Source organism: Kosakonia sacchari SP1 (genome assembly GCF_000300455.3).
In the GTDB taxonomy this organism is placed as follows: Bacteria; Pseudomonadota; Gammaproteobacteria; order Enterobacterales; family Enterobacteriaceae; genus Kosakonia; species Kosakonia sacchari.
Genome location: NZ_CP007215.2, coordinates 2,964,955 through 2,982,147, shown reverse-complemented (window position 1 = coordinate 2,982,147; position 17,193 = coordinate 2,964,955). Strand labels below are relative to the sequence as shown.

The 17,193-nt window shown below is 48.9% G+C and carries 16 protein-coding genes; 9 read left to right on the top strand and 7 right to left on the bottom strand.

Features of this window, described 5'->3' with window-relative positions:
* Positions 1 to 27: 27 nt before the first annotated feature.
* On the bottom strand, positions 28 to 969 hold the full coding sequence (locus C813_RS37090; protein ID WP_017456335.1) for an AraC family transcriptional regulator: 942 nt from the start codon (positions 967 to 969) through the stop codon (positions 28 to 30).
* Between the two features lie 94 nt (positions 970 to 1,063).
* Between C813_RS37090 and C813_RS37085 the strand changes: the two genes are divergently transcribed.
* Complete coding sequence (locus C813_RS37085) at positions 1,064 to 1,834, top strand: SDR family oxidoreductase (protein ID WP_017456336.1); 771 nt, start codon at positions 1,064 to 1,066, stop codon at positions 1,832 to 1,834.
* 256 nt (positions 1,835 to 2,090) lie between these two features.
* Here C813_RS37085 and C813_RS37080 read toward each other — a convergent pair whose 3' ends face one another.
* Both C813_RS37080 and C813_RS37075 read right to left on the bottom strand, forming a co-directional pair.
* Positions 2,091 to 3,548, bottom strand: a complete 1,458-nt coding sequence (locus tag C813_RS37080) for an MFS transporter (RefSeq protein ID WP_017456337.1) — start codon at positions 3,546 to 3,548, stop codon at positions 2,091 to 2,093.
* Positions 3,549 to 3,680: 132 nt separating this feature from the next.
* Positions 3,681 to 4,427 (bottom strand): glucose 1-dehydrogenase, encoded by a 747-nt coding sequence (locus C813_RS37075; RefSeq protein ID WP_017456338.1) that lies wholly within the window; start codon positions 4,425 to 4,427, stop codon positions 3,681 to 3,683.
* A gap of 129 nt (positions 4,428 to 4,556) precedes the next feature.
* Here C813_RS37075 and C813_RS37070 point away from each other — a divergent pair, with 129 nt between their 5' ends.
* A complete protein-coding gene (locus C813_RS37070) occupies positions 4,557 to 5,426 on the top strand; it encodes a LysR family transcriptional regulator (RefSeq protein ID WP_025263656.1) in 870 nt (289 codons plus the stop codon).
* A gap of 178 nt (positions 5,427 to 5,604) precedes the next feature.
* Here C813_RS37070 and C813_RS37065 read toward each other — a convergent pair whose 3' ends face one another.
* Positions 5,605 to 6,441, bottom strand: coding sequence for a MipA/OmpV family protein (locus tag C813_RS37065; RefSeq protein ID WP_017456340.1), 837 nt, complete (start codon positions 6,439 to 6,441; stop codon positions 5,605 to 5,607).
* 206 nt (positions 6,442 to 6,647) lie between these two features.
* Between C813_RS37065 and C813_RS37060 the strand changes: the two genes are divergently transcribed.
* The 3 genes from C813_RS37060 to C813_RS37050 are packed head-to-tail and all read left to right on the top strand — an operon-like array spanning position 6,648 to position 9,200.
* Positions 6,648 to 7,325, top strand: a complete 678-nt coding sequence (locus tag C813_RS37060; RefSeq protein ID WP_017456341.1) for a response regulator — start codon at positions 6,648 to 6,650, stop codon at positions 7,323 to 7,325.
* The gene (locus C813_RS37055) at positions 7,325 to 8,713 is read left to right on the top strand and encodes a sensor histidine kinase (protein ID WP_025263655.1); all 1,389 of its coding nucleotides are present in this window, start codon (positions 7,325 to 7,327) and stop codon (positions 8,711 to 8,713) included. The genes C813_RS37060 and C813_RS37055 overlap by 1 nt, the downstream gene beginning before the upstream one ends.
* A gap of 49 nt (positions 8,714 to 8,762) precedes the next feature.
* Positions 8,763 to 9,200: a hypothetical protein gene (locus tag C813_RS37050; RefSeq protein WP_353891277.1), complete on the top strand. Its 438-nt coding sequence runs from the start codon at positions 8,763 to 8,765 to the stop codon at positions 9,198 to 9,200.
* A 260-nt stretch (positions 9,201 to 9,460) separates the two neighbouring features.
* Here C813_RS37050 and C813_RS37045 read toward each other — a convergent pair whose 3' ends face one another.
* Positions 9,461 to 11,689, bottom strand: a complete 2,229-nt coding sequence (locus C813_RS37045) for an NACHT domain-containing protein (RefSeq protein WP_017456344.1) — start codon at positions 11,687 to 11,689, stop codon at positions 9,461 to 9,463.
* A gap of 621 nt (positions 11,690 to 12,310) precedes the next feature.
* Positions 12,311 to 12,814: a DUF1003 domain-containing protein gene (locus tag C813_RS37040; RefSeq protein WP_025263654.1), complete on the bottom strand. Its 504-nt coding sequence runs from the start codon at positions 12,812 to 12,814 to the stop codon at positions 12,311 to 12,313.
* Between the two features lie 436 nt (positions 12,815 to 13,250).
* Here C813_RS37040 and C813_RS37035 point away from each other — a divergent pair, with 436 nt between their 5' ends.
* The 3 genes from C813_RS37035 (at position 13,251) to C813_RS37025 (ending at position 15,666) form a co-directional block, all read left to right on the top strand.
* A complete protein-coding gene (locus C813_RS37035) occupies positions 13,251 to 13,691 on the top strand; it encodes a GNAT family N-acetyltransferase (RefSeq protein ID WP_017456346.1) in 441 nt (146 codons plus the stop codon).
* Between the two features lie 223 nt (positions 13,692 to 13,914).
* Positions 13,915 to 14,667: an SDR family oxidoreductase gene (locus tag C813_RS37030; protein ID WP_025263653.1), complete on the top strand. Its 753-nt coding sequence runs from the start codon at positions 13,915 to 13,917 to the stop codon at positions 14,665 to 14,667.
* A gap of 141 nt (positions 14,668 to 14,808) precedes the next feature.
* Complete coding sequence (locus C813_RS37025) at positions 14,809 to 15,666, top strand: TraB/GumN family protein (protein WP_017456348.1); 858 nt, start codon at positions 14,809 to 14,811, stop codon at positions 15,664 to 15,666.
* A 44-nt stretch (positions 15,667 to 15,710) separates the two neighbouring features.
* Here C813_RS37025 and C813_RS37020 read toward each other — a convergent pair whose 3' ends face one another.
* Entirely contained in the window at positions 15,711 to 16,160 is a 450-nt protein-coding gene (locus C813_RS37020; RefSeq protein ID WP_017456349.1) for a carboxymuconolactone decarboxylase family protein, read from the bottom strand.
* Between the two features lie 434 nt (positions 16,161 to 16,594).
* On the opposite strand from C813_RS37020, the gene C813_RS37015 reads away from it, so the two are divergent.
* Positions 16,595 to 17,164 (top strand): TetR/AcrR family transcriptional regulator, encoded by a 570-nt coding sequence (locus tag C813_RS37015; RefSeq protein WP_025263652.1) that lies wholly within the window; start codon positions 16,595 to 16,597, stop codon positions 17,162 to 17,164.
* Positions 17,165 to 17,193 lie beyond the last annotated feature (29 nt).

Genomic DNA, 17,193 nt, shown 5'->3' with positions numbered 1-17,193 from the left:
ATGCCCTTCTGGCACGCGGGCGTGGGCTTAAGGAAAAGCCTGCTCCTTGCTTAACGCCGGGGAAGGTATTTGCGGGATCTTCTGGCGTCTGAAAACGCCTGGTGGAACGCCCACATAGTGAGTGAATGCCACGTTAAAGGCACTCGCTGACTGATAGCCGACGTGAAAGGCAATTTGTTCGATTTTCTCTTTGCTGCTGACCAGCGCTTTTTTCGCTAACGACATGCGCCAGAAGAGAAGATATTGCCCCGGCGGCATTCCGACTGTCTCACTGAAAGCGGCAAAAAAAGCCGAGCGGGACATGGCGGCGTGGCGGGCAAGCTGGGCGATTTGCCACTCAACACCCGGTTTTTCATGGATCAGATGCAGCGCGACGGCGATCTTTTCATGTTGCAGCCCTTTCAGGATGCCAGCTGTTTTCGGCAGATCATCATTACTGCGTAACGACTCGACCAGCAGCAGCTGTAAAAGCCGCATTAATACCTCGTCGCGCCCTGGTCGCCTGGCCCGGCTTTCATCCAGCAGAAGTTCAAGCAAGGTGGCGAAACGCCGTTGCCCTTTAATCAGGATCTCATTTGGCAGCAAAGAGACGATGAGTTGCTTATCCGGCGTATCGAATTCACAGTGGCCGACAGACATGATCAGATCGGCTGGCCCGTTTGTTGCGCCAATCCGCACATGCCCTTCGCTGATAATCGTAGGCGTTGTGATGTCAGTTGAGCCAGCTCCACCCGCGTTGGTGTTCTCGAAATCGTACGCTGCGGGTATCAGAATAAAATCACCGGCAACCAGCAACGTTGGACCTTTGCCGTTAACAGTGATCAGGCATTCGCCTTCCAGCACGGCGCAGTAAAAGGCCTCTCCGCCAGATTCCCGAACAATACGCCACTGCCCGCGCCCTTCAACGAGTTTTGAATGCGATGGCCTGGGGTTGAGCAGGGCAACAATATCGGTCAATGGATCTGACATTGGACTCTCTCTAAAGTTTACGCGACGTTTGATTATATATTGTCCTGCTGGTGGCCGCTATGATCGCTGCTCTTGCCATCAAAGAGGATCACATATGTCTACTGTACTGATTACCGGTTGCTCTTCAGGTTTTGGCCTTGCCGCCGCAAAACTTTTTTTACAGCAGGGTTGGGAAGTGATTGCCACCATGAGAACGCCTGACCCGACCTGTTTGCCCGCAAGCGACAAACTGACGATCCTGCCGCTCGATATCACTTCGGTGCAGAGTATTAACCATGTAGTGCAAGCGGCGGGCGCGATTGATGTGCTGGTGAATAATGCGGGTTTTGGCGCACCTGTACCGGTCGAGCTTACGCCGCTTGCCACCGCGCAGCAGTTAATGAACACCAATGTGCTGGGAACGTTGTCATTAACTCAGGCGTTTCTGCCGCTAATGAGAGAGAAGAAATCAGGGGTAATCATTAACGTCTCTTCATCCGTGACGACCCGGGCGATGCCGCTGATTGGCCTTTATCGCGCCAGTAAAGCGGCGCTGAATGCATGGAGCGAGTCGCTCGCCATTGAAGCCAGGCCTTTTGGTATTCGTGTTCACGTGGTGTTACCGGGGCGCTCCCCGGAAACGAAGTTCGGCGAGAATGCGCGCGAGTATTTTGCAGGCATCGACGATCCCGCTTATGGGCAAATGGTGCAGGAGTTTATCCAGAGTGTGGGTGATAGCAACTCACCCGTGACGCATGCGGATGATGTTGCGAATGCCATTCTCGCGGTTGCTCAGGATACCAATGCTCCGTTCTACACCGCCGCAGGTGAAGATGCCCAAATGATGCTGAAAGAGGCGCAGCATCGCTCACCCTTCTCTTACTAATTGCGCCGAACGAGAACGGGAGCCGTAAAAAAGTCGCAGAGGGGATATTCCCCTCTGCGTATTCGCAAATCGTGATGACTCCCGATTTCCATCTCTTCGCTGCGGCGAGAATGTTTTGCAAGGCCGCGACAATTTACCTTTTGATACTGGAAAACAGGCCGCGCGGCGCGTAACAAGCGTGGATGTGAAAAAACGGACGCTCAATTGACTGGGCGAATTCGGTGGTCATTCGTTCAGCTGATTAACGTTGATTACGTTACTTAAGTGAAAGGCTAGCCGGTGCTGAAGACAGACCGCTGGAGCGCCGGATAAGCCGGATACTTAATCCAGCGCCCGTGGCGAGACATACCGCCATCGCCAGCAGCGCGACGATAAAGGCATGCGTGATATTCGCACTGCTTTTACCGTTACCCAACATCCTGTAAAAAATGCCGCCGATGACAGCGACGCTCAGCGCCGTGCTGATTTGTAATGCCGAACTGGTGACGCCGGCAATCATGCCTGAAAACTCTGGCGCAACGCGGCCGGTTACCATCCGCACCAGTGTTGGCATCGCCAGCCCCTGGCCAAGACCGGTCACAAACAGCAGTACGGTGAGCGGCAACATGGCAGGCGCATTGCCCGTCAGCGTATGGGCAACTAACCATGCCAGACCTGCTAACCCCGCCGTTTCGCATCCCATCCCGATGGCGCTCAGATAATTTCCGACAAACCGCCGCAAGTAAGGCGTCAGCAGCGGCCCAATCAGAAAGCCAACGCCAAACGGCAGAAAAAGCAGGCCTGCGCTCAGGGCGTTTACCTGCAACGCGCCCTGTAGGTAGACAGAAAACAAAAGAAAGAAGGCCGCGATGGAATAAAACAACAACACGATCGTCAATCCCTGGCCCAGCCCTGGCGCGCGTAACACGGCAGGATTAAGTAACGGCGAACCGCCAGTCTGACCAAGGCGACGTTCATAACGCCATAACAACGCGCTTAGCAACGGGAAAGCAAGCAATAACAGCCACGTCCACCACGGCCATCCCGCCTCATGGCCTTCAATCAACGGCACAATCAGCGTACTGAGTGTGACGGTTGCCAGCAGCATGCCAATGGGGTCCAGCCGCTGCGCAGATTGTGCCCGCGTCTCTTTCAGCAACGGCAGTCCAAAGAGAATGACCAGTAGCGCCACCGGCAGGTTAACGAGAAAAATAGCCCGCCATCCCAGCCCAAACAGATCCGCTGAAATCAGGATGCCGCCCAACACCTGGCCAATAACGGAGGCGAGGCCAAACACGGCGCCATATATGCCCAGCGCTAACGGCTTCTCCGCTTCCGGAAAAATGGCCTGTACGGATGCCAGCGCCTGGGGCGCCATAATGGCGGCTGTGGCACCTTGTAACATGCGCCCGGTAATCAGTACCCACGGGGACCAGGCTACACCGCACAACAGCGATGCAGTCGCAAAACCGAGAAGCCCAAGAAAAAACATCTTCCCGCGACCATAAATATCGCCCAGTCGACCGCCGGTAATAAGTGTTACCGCATACACGCCCGCGTAGGATGAAATGACCAGCTGTTCAGCGGAAAAAGAGGCACCCAGATCGCTCTGAATAGCAGGTAGCGCAACATTGACGATAAAAAAATCGAGCGGCGGCAAGAATGCGCCGACCAGTAAAATGACAAACATCGCCCAGCGACGCGGCTCGGCTTGCGTGAGGCTATGTGCCGGCATAGAACACTCCATCGGTAGCGGTTCCGTCCCCGGTAAGAGACGTTTTGTTATGGCAAAAATTGTGCGGTTAATCTGTTTGGGCATGCTGGTTCGGGGCGTTTCGCCCCGATGCGACCCTGCAAGTGGGGAAAATCAGCGCATGCCGCCAGAGGCCAGAATTACCTCACCGGTTATCCATCCCGCGTCGTCTGAGGCGAGAAATGAGACGATCGGAGCAACATCCTGCACCTGACCGATGCGACCGAGTGGCGTGTGCTGTTCATTCCATCTCTGAAAGTCCGAGTTCATCGCGCCCGCACTGTGGCTACCTTGCGTTTCGATAAGGCCAGGGTTGACCGCATTGACGCGAATTCCCCGCGGGCCAAGCTCGCGTGAGAGTACGCCGGTGATGGCGTCAATCGCGCCTTTGGTGCCGCTGTAGATGGCGCTTTCGGCAATAAAAACGTGGGTGACGAACGAACTGATGTTGATGATGCTGCTGCCTTTACTGAGGTGTGGCACGGCTGCGCCAGTCAGCAACAGCGGGCCCAGAACATTGATGTCGAACTGCCTGCGATAAAGGGCTTCAGTGCTCTCTTCAATACTGGCGAACTGATAAATCCCGGCGTTATTCACCACAATGTCCAGACGCCCGAACGTGTCAATGGCCGAGTTGACCAGCGCCTCGACTTCTGGCTGGTGGGTGACATCTGCCGCAACCGCCACGGCCTTCCCACCGGCGGCTTCAATATCGGTAACCACTTTATCGGCACCACTTCTGCCTGAGGCGTAATTGACGATGACTTTCGCGCCGTCAGCCGCCAGTTGTCGGGCAATGCCTGCGCCGATACCGCTGGAGCCACCGGTCACAATGGCAACTTTGTCTTTTAATTTGTGCATATCTTCAGCTTCCTGATCACACCGCCTGGGGCGGTTTGGGTGAGGAGGCTATGGTGATATCTACATAATTGTTTTGGAACTGACACTTTTGTATATTCGATGTTCATTTTTGAACGGAGAGACAATGGTATGGAGTGGGGCGACGTCCGGATATTTCTTGCTGTCATGCGTAAGGGCTCTTTTGGCGAGGCGGCCCGCAGCCTTGGCGTGAGCCATCCGACGGTTGGGCGCAGAATAAAGGCGCTTGAGGATGAGGCGCAGCAGGCGCTATTTCGCCGGACAAGGGATGGTCTGGTGCTGACGGATGCCGGCGACAGGGTGATGACGCTGGCAGAAGCGATGGAAAACTCCGCGCTGGCGATGGAGCGGCGCCTGGCAGGAAACCACGAGCGTCTTGAAGGGATATTGCGGATATCGTCAGCCGAGTGGTTTGCTAATTATGTTCTGGCCCCTGTGCTGGTCGAACTGACGCGCCGCCATCCAGCGATTGTGCCGGAAATTATCGCCAGTTACCGCTTACTTAATCTGTCGCGCCGTGATGCCGACATAGCATTTCGCATCGTTCCCTTTACCGAACCAGATATTGTTCAGCGTCGGCTGATGAGCATGCCCTACGCGCTGTATGGAACGCAGGAAACCGCGCATCTCGCGGAGCACGACCCGGCCGCAGTGGGGCTTATTCTTATGAATACGGCACAATCCCACTTTTCTGATGTCGCCTGGCTGCTCGACAGATTTCCGCAGTCGCGGCGTGTGTTCACCAGCACCAGCCGGGCCGTTCAGGCGCAGATGTGCCAGCGGGGAATGGGGATTGCCGTGCTGCCACGGCCGCTTGGCGATGCCATCCCCGGATTGCAGAGCATTCGCATGCCGGAGCCGCCACCGTCCAAAGATATCTGGGTGGGATATCACTATGATCTGCGGCATATGGATCGCCTGCGGGTCATGCTGGATATTGTCGATGCCTTGCTGGCGGATCCCGCCCCGTCCGCAACGTGAGCCTGCTCTTCTGCTGATTCGCCAGCGGCGGTGAATAGATTTTATCCTGGCCTGGGTTGATGCTTTCGAATTTTCAATGTGTTGAGTTCCGCCCCGTTCTCTGAACCGGGGCGGAACGCAGAGGTTTTATTGGCCGTGCGCAGCCATAAGCTGGCGGGAAGCACACGACGAACAACAATCAGAAGCGATATGTCACCAGCAAGCTTCCTGTGGGCGATGTTTTTCGTTGCACAATCGGGCTATTGCGCGCATCCCCCGTCAACTGCGTAACGCCTGCTGCGGCAACTACACTCCAGTCCTGGTTGAACTTGTGGGTCCAGGTAAGATTCGTTGACCAGGCATAAATTCCCGCGCCGGGGTCATATCGGGTAAAGCCCGATGCGGCTGACTGGGAGGCACTGACCCCGTAGTAAGTCTGCATATACTTTTCAGTTCCCCAACTGCCGGTCAGCGCCAGCGTCACGGAGTTGTTCGATGAGGTATAGAGCGGGCTATTAATGCCGAAATGCAGGGCCGCACCATTGTTTCGCTGTGAAACCGGCACCTCAGCCTGCAATTGCAAATTAAGCCAGTCGGTCACTCCGTACCCCAGGCCAAGCACACCGAGAGCCGAGCCTTTGACATCGCCCATACCGCGCAGGTAGTCGCTGCCGTCGCTTAGCGAGTCGCTGTTCACGTCGCGATCCTTACGGCCTGCGCGATAGCTCAGCGCCGCGTTGTAATCGAACTTGCCGATGTTATTGCCGTAACCGATGCCCCGTGTGGTGCTAACGAAGAAACCATTTGCCATTGTGTAATCAAGCACCAGAGCCGTTGTGACGCGGCTTTTATCCGCGCCAGAATAGCGTGGCGTAACATTCGCGCCGCCTCCCAGGGTCAACGCATTGCCCGGATCCTGTTCTGCCGCCAGTATCGGGGTGGCCAGTAACGCCAGGACCGCGCCCGGCAACATTTTTTTCAGGCTGCGCCCCGAAAGTGGAAGGGGGAACTTATGACGCAGTTTGATGTTTCTCATTAAAGAAGTCCTTGTGGATTCAAATGATTACGATACAAGCAGGTGTTAAACGCCAGAACGCTCATTTTGTATGCGCATCCTAAAGTTCTCATGAGCCAAAAATGAAGAAAGGATGAAGCAAGTACAGGCGCTGCAAAGCTGGTAGATTTCCTGCTACCGTTTTTTTCTTCAGACGTTCTTCATTCACTGTTGATACCGTAACCATTGTGAAAATTCTCTTAATCGAAGACGACCTGGATCTCGGCAATGGCGTGCGTATCGCCCTTGCAGATCAAGGATTTGATGTCATATGGGTTCGCCGCAAAGAAGATGCGCTGCATCAGCTCGATGCCTGCGTGCCTGAACTTGTGTTGCTCGACCTCGGCTTACCCGACGGCGATGGCATGAGCCTGATGGCGCGCTTGCGTCAGCAACTCAAGGGCATTCCCATCATCATCCTGACGGCGCGTGGCACACTGCACGATCGCCTCTCCGGGCTGGACGCCGGTGCCGACGACTATCTCGTCAAACCGTTTGTTCTCGCCGAGTTATTGGCCAGAGTGAGGGCGCTTGCGCGGCGCAGTTACGGTTTTGAGAACGAGGCGATAGAGATTCGCGGATTATCGCTTCATGTGCCGACGCGACGCGTGACGGTGAATGCACGGCATGTTGAGTTGACGGCAAGTGAATACGCACTGCTTGAAACGTTGATGTTGCGTACTGACCGCGTGCTGACACGCAGTTTTCTGGAAGAGAGGATCTTTGGCGCCAAAGAAAATATGAGTAATGCGCTCGATGTGCATATGGGAAATTTGCGTCGCAAAATCGGCGACGGCTATGTGCGAACGGTGAGGGGCGTTGGGTATGTCATTGATACCGTCCCGATCCAGAAGGGGGCAGGTTGATGCGAAATTTTTGGCACCATCTGAGAACCCCAACGTTTGTCAGGCGCATTATGGTAGCCCAAATGCTACTGCTCACACTGCTCTGGTGTCTTTTTCTGACTTACGTTTTGTGGGAGGACTTGCGTAGCCCGCCGATATTAACGGGCAACAAGACGTACGAAACCATTTTTACTGTGGTTGAGAGTATGGACGATCGCCCGCAGGAGCGAACGCATGTGTTGGCTGCGCTCAGTAAAGCGGTGCGGGAAGATTATGGCGGAGGTGAAGATCCAGAGCTCTCGATCAGCCTTATCGTGCGCAAGAACAAAGCGATAATTTATGCCTCTGATGGCGCACCGGCCGGGGTGACAAACACCCGCTATGGAAAAATTGAGCGAATTCAAAGTGAAGGCCGCGCCTGGACCAGCCGCACCCTGAAGTCCGCGCACTCCGACACGGAAGTCACACTCATCACCCCTGCCGGAGGCTGGAACTTCTTTATCTATCTGAACTCGCGTGGCTACTACGTCATGCCGCTGCTGGTATGCATTCCTTTTCTTTTGTTTCCAGCGTGGCTGTCCATCCGCATTGCAATGCGCCCGTGGAATAAGGTGGTAAATGAAGTTTCTCTGCGCACGCCGGACGATCTCTCGCCCTTAAACGCCGTGCCAAAGCACAGGGAGCTTCACCAGATGGTCGACGCTGTAAATGGGTTTCTTGCCAGGGTGCGAGAAAGCTCTGAACGGGAACGCATTTTCATTGCCGATGCCGCTCACGAGCTGCGTACCCCGCTGGCTGCGATGCGAATCAATGTTGAGGCTTTGCAGTCCTATGTCAGCAATGACAGTCAAAAAGAGTTGCTGACAGGGATTATTCGCAGCAACAGCCGTGCGGCTCGTCTGGTCAATCAGTTGCTGCTGATGATGCACAGCGAAGCGCGCATTGACACGGTTATGGAGCCTGTGCCGCTGACAACGCTCATACAAGAACGCATGGCCGGGCTGGCACCGCTCGCGGCTGAGCGCAGGATTGAGCTTGAATTTTATGCTGAAGATGAAATCTGGATAACAGGTGTCCGCGAACGGTTGATGTCGCTTATCGATAACCTTATTGAAAATGCCGTGAAGTACAGCCCTGAGGGCGGGCGGGTCGAGGTGGCGTTACGATCCTTAGAAAAATCCACTCAGTTGCGTGTTGCAGATGCCGGGCCCGGTATTCCCGTTGAATTGCGTGAGCGTGTGTTCGACCGGTTTTTTCGCGATCCTAATCAGATGCAAAGCGGGAGTGGGCTGGGGCTTGCCATCGTCAAAGCGGTTGCGCAGCAACACAACAGCAGCGTAAGCCTCAATACGTCCGCAGAAGGTGGGCTGATAGTTACGGTGGATTTCCCACATCACAAGCCCGCCTGAAAGAAAGCACAACGCTGATCCGCCCAGGCGGGGGGCATCTACTGGAATGATGGAGTTAAAAGTGAAATACGTTGCTCTGGCAAGCCTGTTATTTTCGCTCTCACTCAGCGGGTGCGCGATTACCGTCAGTGAACTAAAGAGCAGCCAATCCTCTTTTGACGGCAGTTTCGTGAGCAAGACAGGGTCTTCTGATACCTATCGAACCATCAGGCACATGGCAAGACAGTGCCTCGAATATGAGGCATATTCAGGCAATCCGGTCATCGTATTAAGCGAGTTTGACGGTGAGCGCCAAACAGGTGAGATCAATCAAAAGTTCCTTTCACAGGGATTATTGATTAACAACACGCTCATTGAGATAGAAAACCGGGATGGCGACAACGCACAGGTCAGCCTGTATACAACCAAGAACCTCTTGAGCACGGGTATCCGCTCGCCTAAGATAAGTGATATCAAGCGCTGGGCTGGCGGCGATAAAACGTGCTAGCGCGACACTTGCGTATCACGCAGTACTACCGCAAAGCATCCCGGGTTATATGACTTGCGCCACATTGATTAACACACCGCAGTTTGAGTTATACCTTCGTCAGAAGGGAACTACTGCGAACATCCGCTTTTCATTCTGAGTGGACATGATCGCCCATGGACGAACGCTTCGACCATGAACGGACGTTCATAGTCATGATGCATATGTCACTGGCAATGCTTTAAGCTACCTGCACGGTAATGTATTGATTAATAGAATGATTATAAATCATCCATCTTGCTAACCTCTTGCCATAATTGATCTTTAGAGGTATTCATTTCTTTCATAATCAGTGTCATTCGATGTCTTTCTGAATTAACTGGCTTATAAATGTACCCCTCGTCTCCATTAATTCTTTCGATGACATTATTCTTAAGCATCAAATCAACTATCAATGTAATTGCTTTCTTTTCTTGCTGGTTTTTGAATCCCTTGATGAAAGATCGCTCTTTTCGCCCCCGACCATGCTGAAGATAAACTCGCCTTATGCAAGAAAGCAAAGCCATTTGATGGAGTCCAAAACCTAGGGATTTTATTTTTGATGTTGTATTAACAGAGCTAAATTGGCTGACTTTGCAACCAACAAAGTAATTGGGAAGTGCTGAGGCATCTGACACACCTGAGACTGTATTTATTTCACAATTATCAATAAGTAAACTCCCTTTAGGTTCAATATAACAATCACTAATATCTACAGATTCAATAATACATGAGTGAATGTTTAAATTTCCCAATGGTATATTGCTTAATTCTATTTTCTCTATAAAACAATCTTTTATTTGAATGTTTCGAAAGTCAACTAATTCATCACTGCTACCTTCGAAAAGAAATGCACAAAGTAAATCAGCAGCAGCTTGGGAATTCGTATTTGACCAGTAAGATATTTTGCTGATAATTTTCGTTGCTTCATTTATGTTAATTTTGTAAAAAAACAATCTTTGACCAAACTCTCTTAACGGATTTATCCAGTTTGATTTTTTTATGGCTTCATCAGAATCATAATGTGAAACCATATACTCTGCTCGCAAACCATCAAGCATATACATATCTATAAATTGATAGTCAGAGCTATCATTACCTACACGACCAAAAGATGGCAGCCGAGAAAGCATAATTGCTGATTCATCTGTTACCGTTCTTCCTGTTATATTATTAAAGATAATGCTTAGCTCATTATTGCTTATTGGTCCAAAATCATTGCTTTTCGTTCTTGTAAGATTTGCCAACTCTATTAATATTTGTTTTATAATTGCAGAGTCTAAAATAGCTTTGTTTATATTTGCCTCTCTATGACAAATAAAATCTAAGAGACTATCCCAAAATTCGTACTCATTATCATCGGATAATAAATCCAATCTCTCTGAAATGCTTGCTATCATTTGGAATATTAAAGGCTTCCATGGAGCCCAAGGAGGTATTACTAAACCGGGGCATCCAATATTTTGCATGTACTCTTTCATTTCATCTTCGCTGAATTGATCTTTACATTTAATATATATGGTTTCTCTCTCATTCAGCCCTAGAAATGAGAACATCTCTGAATCGCTATTGAAATAATTCTCTCTTCCCGTTATTAATAATCCGCCCTGGACATTAGTTATTAGATCTCTTACACCGGCCAATGCGTCTTGTTTGGCCTTACTTAGTTTGCTTGGTTCATTGCTCCAGTTCTGTGAACCAATCTCATCAAAACCATCAAGCATAAATACGGATTTTTTAAAGGTTAATAGTTTTACTGAATTATTTACTATTTCCGGAGGAAATGATAAGTCTTCAAAATGCCTTCTAACAATTTCATTTGCTCTCTTCAGACTCCAATTCTCTCTTAAGTTTATAACGAAACAATATGACGGGTCATTTTGATTTGAATAATTATCAAAAAGCTCACTTAAGCACCTGCTTTTTCCAGAGCCAAAACTTCCAGTCAATATAACTTTGGCTCCTTTATCTAAAAGTGATTTTATATCGCTTATTTTAAATTCTTTCTGCGTTTTTGCCTCTACGTATTTAACAGGGACATATGGGTTATGATCTAATTTCCCGGTCCATGGATCAATTGCACTGCCAATGTTTTTTTGTCTACGAGTGAAGATATAATTCTTGTAATCTAAAAATCTTCTTTCAAACTCATCTAAAGTCAGTAAGTCTATTTTAAAATCTAAAGCAGTCCCTTTCATCAAGTCCGTAGGTTCTTTTTCTAATATTAACAAACATTTAACAAATGCACCTTCAGATGCTTTTTTCATCCTTAAGGAAGCTAGTTTATGTATGTCTGCTCTTACCTTTTCGAGTGTGTGATTTTTAGTAACCTCAATACAAATATAGTGATCCTCTTCAATTTTAATAAAACAATCAAATTGCATTCCACTTATATTTATCGAACTCGAATCTCTATTGTAAATCAACCTTGAGAATTGCTTTACTCTATTTTCTAAATCTGTCCAGTTCATTATTTTACCTTTTTATAGATGGTTTGGGTTTTAACTGATGTCAGTATTTCTAATCGGTATTCGTTTCTAAGAAATTCATGAAATTATGATAAGAATGAAATCTCGTATTCGGCACTAAAAATTTTAGCAGAAACTTCGATATAAACGTCCCATGCACAATATTAATCATTGCACGTGTAATCCAGAAATAGAGAGATGGTTTAAATATCATGGAATATATCATATAGAATCACTTTCCTTTTCTCTTATTTAAAGCATCATTGAGATCATTCTAATTGCAAAATTCCTTGGAGTAAAACTAATTTAATCTATTGGAATTTATGAGGCTATCAGCATCACATTGTTAGCTGAGCAAAGGGAGAAAGTACGAAATACATATTAGCGAAACCTATTTAACGCGATCATAATGAATTATATGAATCCGTACAGCGTAAGTTCTCATTCTATTAGTTGACCCATTGATGCTAACCTCTGCTCCTTGCTCAAAACTGCCTCTCATGCCTGCTCAAAGAGCAGGCTTAGCGGGTGATTTTCGTTATGTTAAAGAAGTGAGCGGATCGCAGCCATAACGCCCGACGTCTACCCGCAGATCTCACGGTGAAACCAGCCACCACAGAATATTTACGGCTGCTGTTTATGAAGCTCACGCTGCGCAAGCTGTAAGGTGATTGTTTCGATACGCTCGGCCATTTCCCGGGTCATTTCGGTCAACTGAGTATTTTGTTTTAGCAATTCCAGCAGTTGTGCCGACTGCTCCTCGGCGAGTATCTGGCGTTTCGTCATTGCGTCGTCCAGATCTTCGCGGTGTTGTGCATCCGCCAGCGCATGCGCCTGATCGCGTTCCGCCTGGCGGGTTTGCGCCAGCAGGATCAGCGGTGCTGCATAAGCCGCCTGAATACTGAACGCAAGGTTGAGAAGAATAAAAGGATAGGGATCAAACTTCACGACACCTGCAACGTTCAGAACAATCCACACGATCACTGCGATAGTCTGTCCAATAAGAAATATCGGCGTACCAAAAAAACGAGCGAACGCTTCTGCTTTCAACGCAAACCACTCGTCGCCAAAAGTATGCGTAATACCTTTCAGGGGGCGATATAACCGAAATTTTTTATCTGTGTGCATATCATAAACTTCCTGCTGGTGGAGGTTGCCAGAATCGCCGAAACGTTTTTCATCATTGGGTACGACAGCCCAATCATAAAAATATACGTTACGGATGTTATACGTCAGGTAAAGCGCCTGCATAAAACGTATCAACCTCCACATTATCCCATCGCCAATATGATGGCTTGTGGCTGGCAAGTTCGCCCGGAACACCGCGAACGGTTCCTGATGATCCTGGCCTGCTGCCCATCTATTAACACGTGCCATCACGGGGGAAAATGGCGAACTTCCGTTTCTCACTCAGAGCGAGCATCATCTCTTCTGGTTCCGCCGCCAGGGGCGGATACTAGCGCCCTGGAGTTTTGAGCAAGTTGCAAAACCTGGAAGCCGCGCCAGAGCCCAAAAATCACCGTTGTTATTATGGAATTAACACTTACTCATCAAGGTATATGACATGTCGTTTAAGGTACGTGAAGCTAACGCTGAGGATTACGATGTATGGTTAAGGCTCTGGAACGGATATTTGCAATTTTCTGGCAGTACGCTGAGCGATGCCGTTACCTTATCGACCTGGCGTCGGGTGTTGTCTCCAGACTCTGATGTCATATGCCTGCTTGCGGAAGCCGAACAGGGCGTGGTTGGTTTTGCGATGTGCGTGTTGCATGAGGGAACGTGGGTAACAGAGCCTCATTGTTATCTTGAAGATCTTTTTGTTGATGAGCATATGCGTGGTCTTGGCGCGGGAAAAGCGCTGATTGAGGCAATATGTGATGAAGCCCGGACGAAGTCATGGTCTAAAGTCTATTGGGTGACCAGAGACTCCAATCCTGCGCGGGCCCTGTACGATAAGCTTGCCGTACTGGATAATTTTGTCCGATATACCGTCAAAATTTAAATACAGGGATATTTGAACCCAAATTACAGCGTCGCCTAAATAGCCGTCGATGATATTTTCGTGGACGGCTTTGCGCCAGTAGCTAATTCCCAGGCTCGCTATTCAACAGCGTGTCGTGCAGTTTATTTCTGTTCCTCCTTTAAAAATGGCACGAACGGAAAGATGTCACTCCGCCTCATCTTGTATATCTCCATCCACACTCATTAAAAAAGGATGCATGAAGATGCTGAGAGGTAAAAGAGCGGTTATTACCGGTGGCGGCGGGGGATTTGGCCGGGCGCTTTGCGTGTGGTTAGCGCGAGAGGGTATCGAGGTGGATTTTTGCGCACGGCGGGCTGAGGATATGCAAAAAACCTGCAACATAATTACTGCCGAAGGCGGCATGGCTAAAGGGTATATCTGCGATTTAACCCGGCCTGAGTCCCTTTCTCAGTTTTCTTCACAACTGTTAACTTCAGACAAGCCCATCGACATTTTAATCCTCAATGCGGCTCAGTGGTTGTCAGGGACGTTAGACGATCAACCTGACACAGAAATTATCACGACCATCAGTTCAGGACTGACGGGTTCGATTTTACTGACGCAGGCATTGCTGCCGGGGTTAAGACGTTCAGACAGTGCTGATATCGTCTCCATTATCTCTTCATGCGGGATCCCGAATTTTACGGATTCAATTGCCCATCCTGCTTTTTTTGCCAGCAAACATGGGCTTAGCGGGTTTACAACGAAATTGTCACAGCAGTTATCTGAAGAAAATATACGCGTAACCGGGCTGTACCCGCCGGATTTCGAACTGACCGGGGTAGATACGGCTGTCGATAATCACTCCAGAATGGGGGAACGACTACTGGATGGCCGATCAATTTGGGAAACGATTCGTTTTGTGCTGACTCAACCGCGTAGTTGCCATATCAGTAGCATCTACTTTCAGGGGCCAACTCGTGAAGATCTGAGGGGTAGGGGCTCAGTCCCCTGACGCTAAACAGAACGGCCTCCGTCCACTAAAGGCCGTTTATGTAAAGTAGAGATGCTTCAGTGACTGCAAATCACTTGTCCGTAATCGCCATATAAAGTTAAGGTAATAGCATGCAATTATCACTTGCGGCCCATAATTCAGATGCGTAGATCAACGGATTATGTTCTTAAAGAGCAACAGCTTTTCCGCGACAAGCGTTTTATTTTTCTCGGCGAATCCATACATGGTGTGGCGGAATATGCTCAATTAAGAAAGGATATAGCGGAGCGCTATTTTAAAAAATCGGCTGTATTGATATTTGAAGCGGATAGTAAAGGGATGTTATTTTCGCATCAATATAATGAAACTGCCATTTGCCGACTTCAAAACTTCCCCAGGATATTACGTACGCAGGAAACCTTAAATTTACTGACATGGGCTATATCCCGGCAAATTCCTTGTCTTGGAATTGACGCTATTCCTCGTCGATCTGTAACTGCCTTCCCCCCGGAATGGCAACCCATTCAACAACGAGAAAGGGATGAATATTTCAGGGCCCGATCGGGAATAAACTTTTTTACATGGCGTGACTTCCGCATGGCTGAAAATTTGATCAACTTAACTTCAGCATATCCAGAACACCGGATGTTAATAATGCTTCACAATCTCCATATAAAACGGCGCGGTAGCCTTGAGAAAGCAGAATTACAGTTAAAATCCGTACGAGAATATTTTGAGGATGCATTTCCCTTGCAAAGCCATTCTATTGCTCAGCTTGCCCAATGTGGCAGTGCTTTACACAATGATTTAACGCTATTTGATTTTCAAATTACCGATCCTCTTTCTGTCGAACTTTTATCCGCTGCGGCGGCGCACACTTTGCTTACAGCGGAACAAATACCTGATGCAAGCACTGCATGGCATCATGCTTTCGAACGTGAAACCGTCTCACCCAAAAATCAGTATGAGGGGTGTTTTATCTTTAAAGAGGTGCATCCCCCGATAATTATTTCATTATAAAATTCAGCGGATTATGCATAACCTCGCTTAGCCAGCACAGCATTTCAGGCTTTAGCGAGCGGCTTCATGCGAAAACTGATGCCCATACGATTAATGGCATTCATAGTGGCAATAACAATGGTCAGTTCAACCAGATCTTTTTCACCGAATACAGAAAGCGCTGCGGAATATGCTTCATCGCAAGCGTGTGTTTCACTGATACGCGTAATTTCTTCTGCCCATGCGAGCGCCGCTTGCTCAGTATCCGAGAATAAATAGGTCGCTTCGCGCCAGACAGGCACCAGGACGATCTTTTCGACGGACATACCAGCCTTGATAAGGTCGCGAGTATGTATATCGATACAATGCGCACAACCATTAATCTGTGAAACGCTTAAAAAAATTAAGTGAATAAGATCAGCGGGTAAATTTGTCCCGGTAGTAGCGTAATGATGGAGCGCTCCGATAGCCTTTCCACCTTCTGCAGAAACCTGAAACCAGTTTGGACGCTTCATACTTGTCTCTCCTTTTGAAATTGTTGAGGCACTCTCTGTTTATTATTCCGATGTCATAAAGAGCCATTACGACGAATTTGAATCAGCACGTCTGCTCAGACGTTGTGATATTAGCCATTCATGACATAAATAAAAGAGACAAATACTGAGTAAGAAGGTAGGACATTCACAGAAAAATTCTCTTCCAGTTAAACAGAGAGAACAATTCGTTAAAGACGATTCGCGAGTAATGATTAAAACACGATTAATATCCGCTTCTCATTCATACCAAACCTTCAATCCAACGCGTCGTGCCTGTGGAGCACGCCTCCAGCTCATCTGCACTTCAAAACAGCAAGCTTTTCGTTATCACTCACGGAATGCTTTTCCCTTTTTCGAAAATTATTTTTGAGATAATGGTTGACGAGGTAGAACGATCGTTCTACCTTTGTCGCATGAACAAGAAAACGACCGATACCCGAGAAAAAATCCTGTCTAGCGCAGAGCAATTGATCTATCAAAACGGTATTCATGCCACCGGCATGGACCTTCTGGTCAAGACCTCAGGCGTAGCAAGGAAAAGTATTTACCGCTATTTCGCGACCAAGGATGACGTGGCTGCCGCCGCGTTGAATGAACGTGATGAACGCTGGATGCACTGGTTCAGAACTGAATCTGATAAAGGCGACACCCCTCAGGATCGCATTTTGAATATGTTCACTGTTCTCAGGGGCTGGTTTGAATCAGAAGGCTTTCGTGGTTGTGCATTTATCAATACAGCCGGAGAAGTGGGCGACCCTGACGATCCCGTTCGCCAGATAGCAAAACTGCATAAACAGAAATTGCTGGATTACACGCTCGAACTCACAGAGCAATTAAATATCGAGCAACCTGCCGCGCTGGCCAGACAGCTACTGATTCTGATGGAAGGCGCTATCACCATGTCCTACGTAATGGGGGATTGCAGCGCCGCCGACAGCGCACAGGACGTTGCGAAACTCTTGCTGGAACAGGCCTCTTCATAACGCCTGCGTATCAAAAAATTATTTCTACT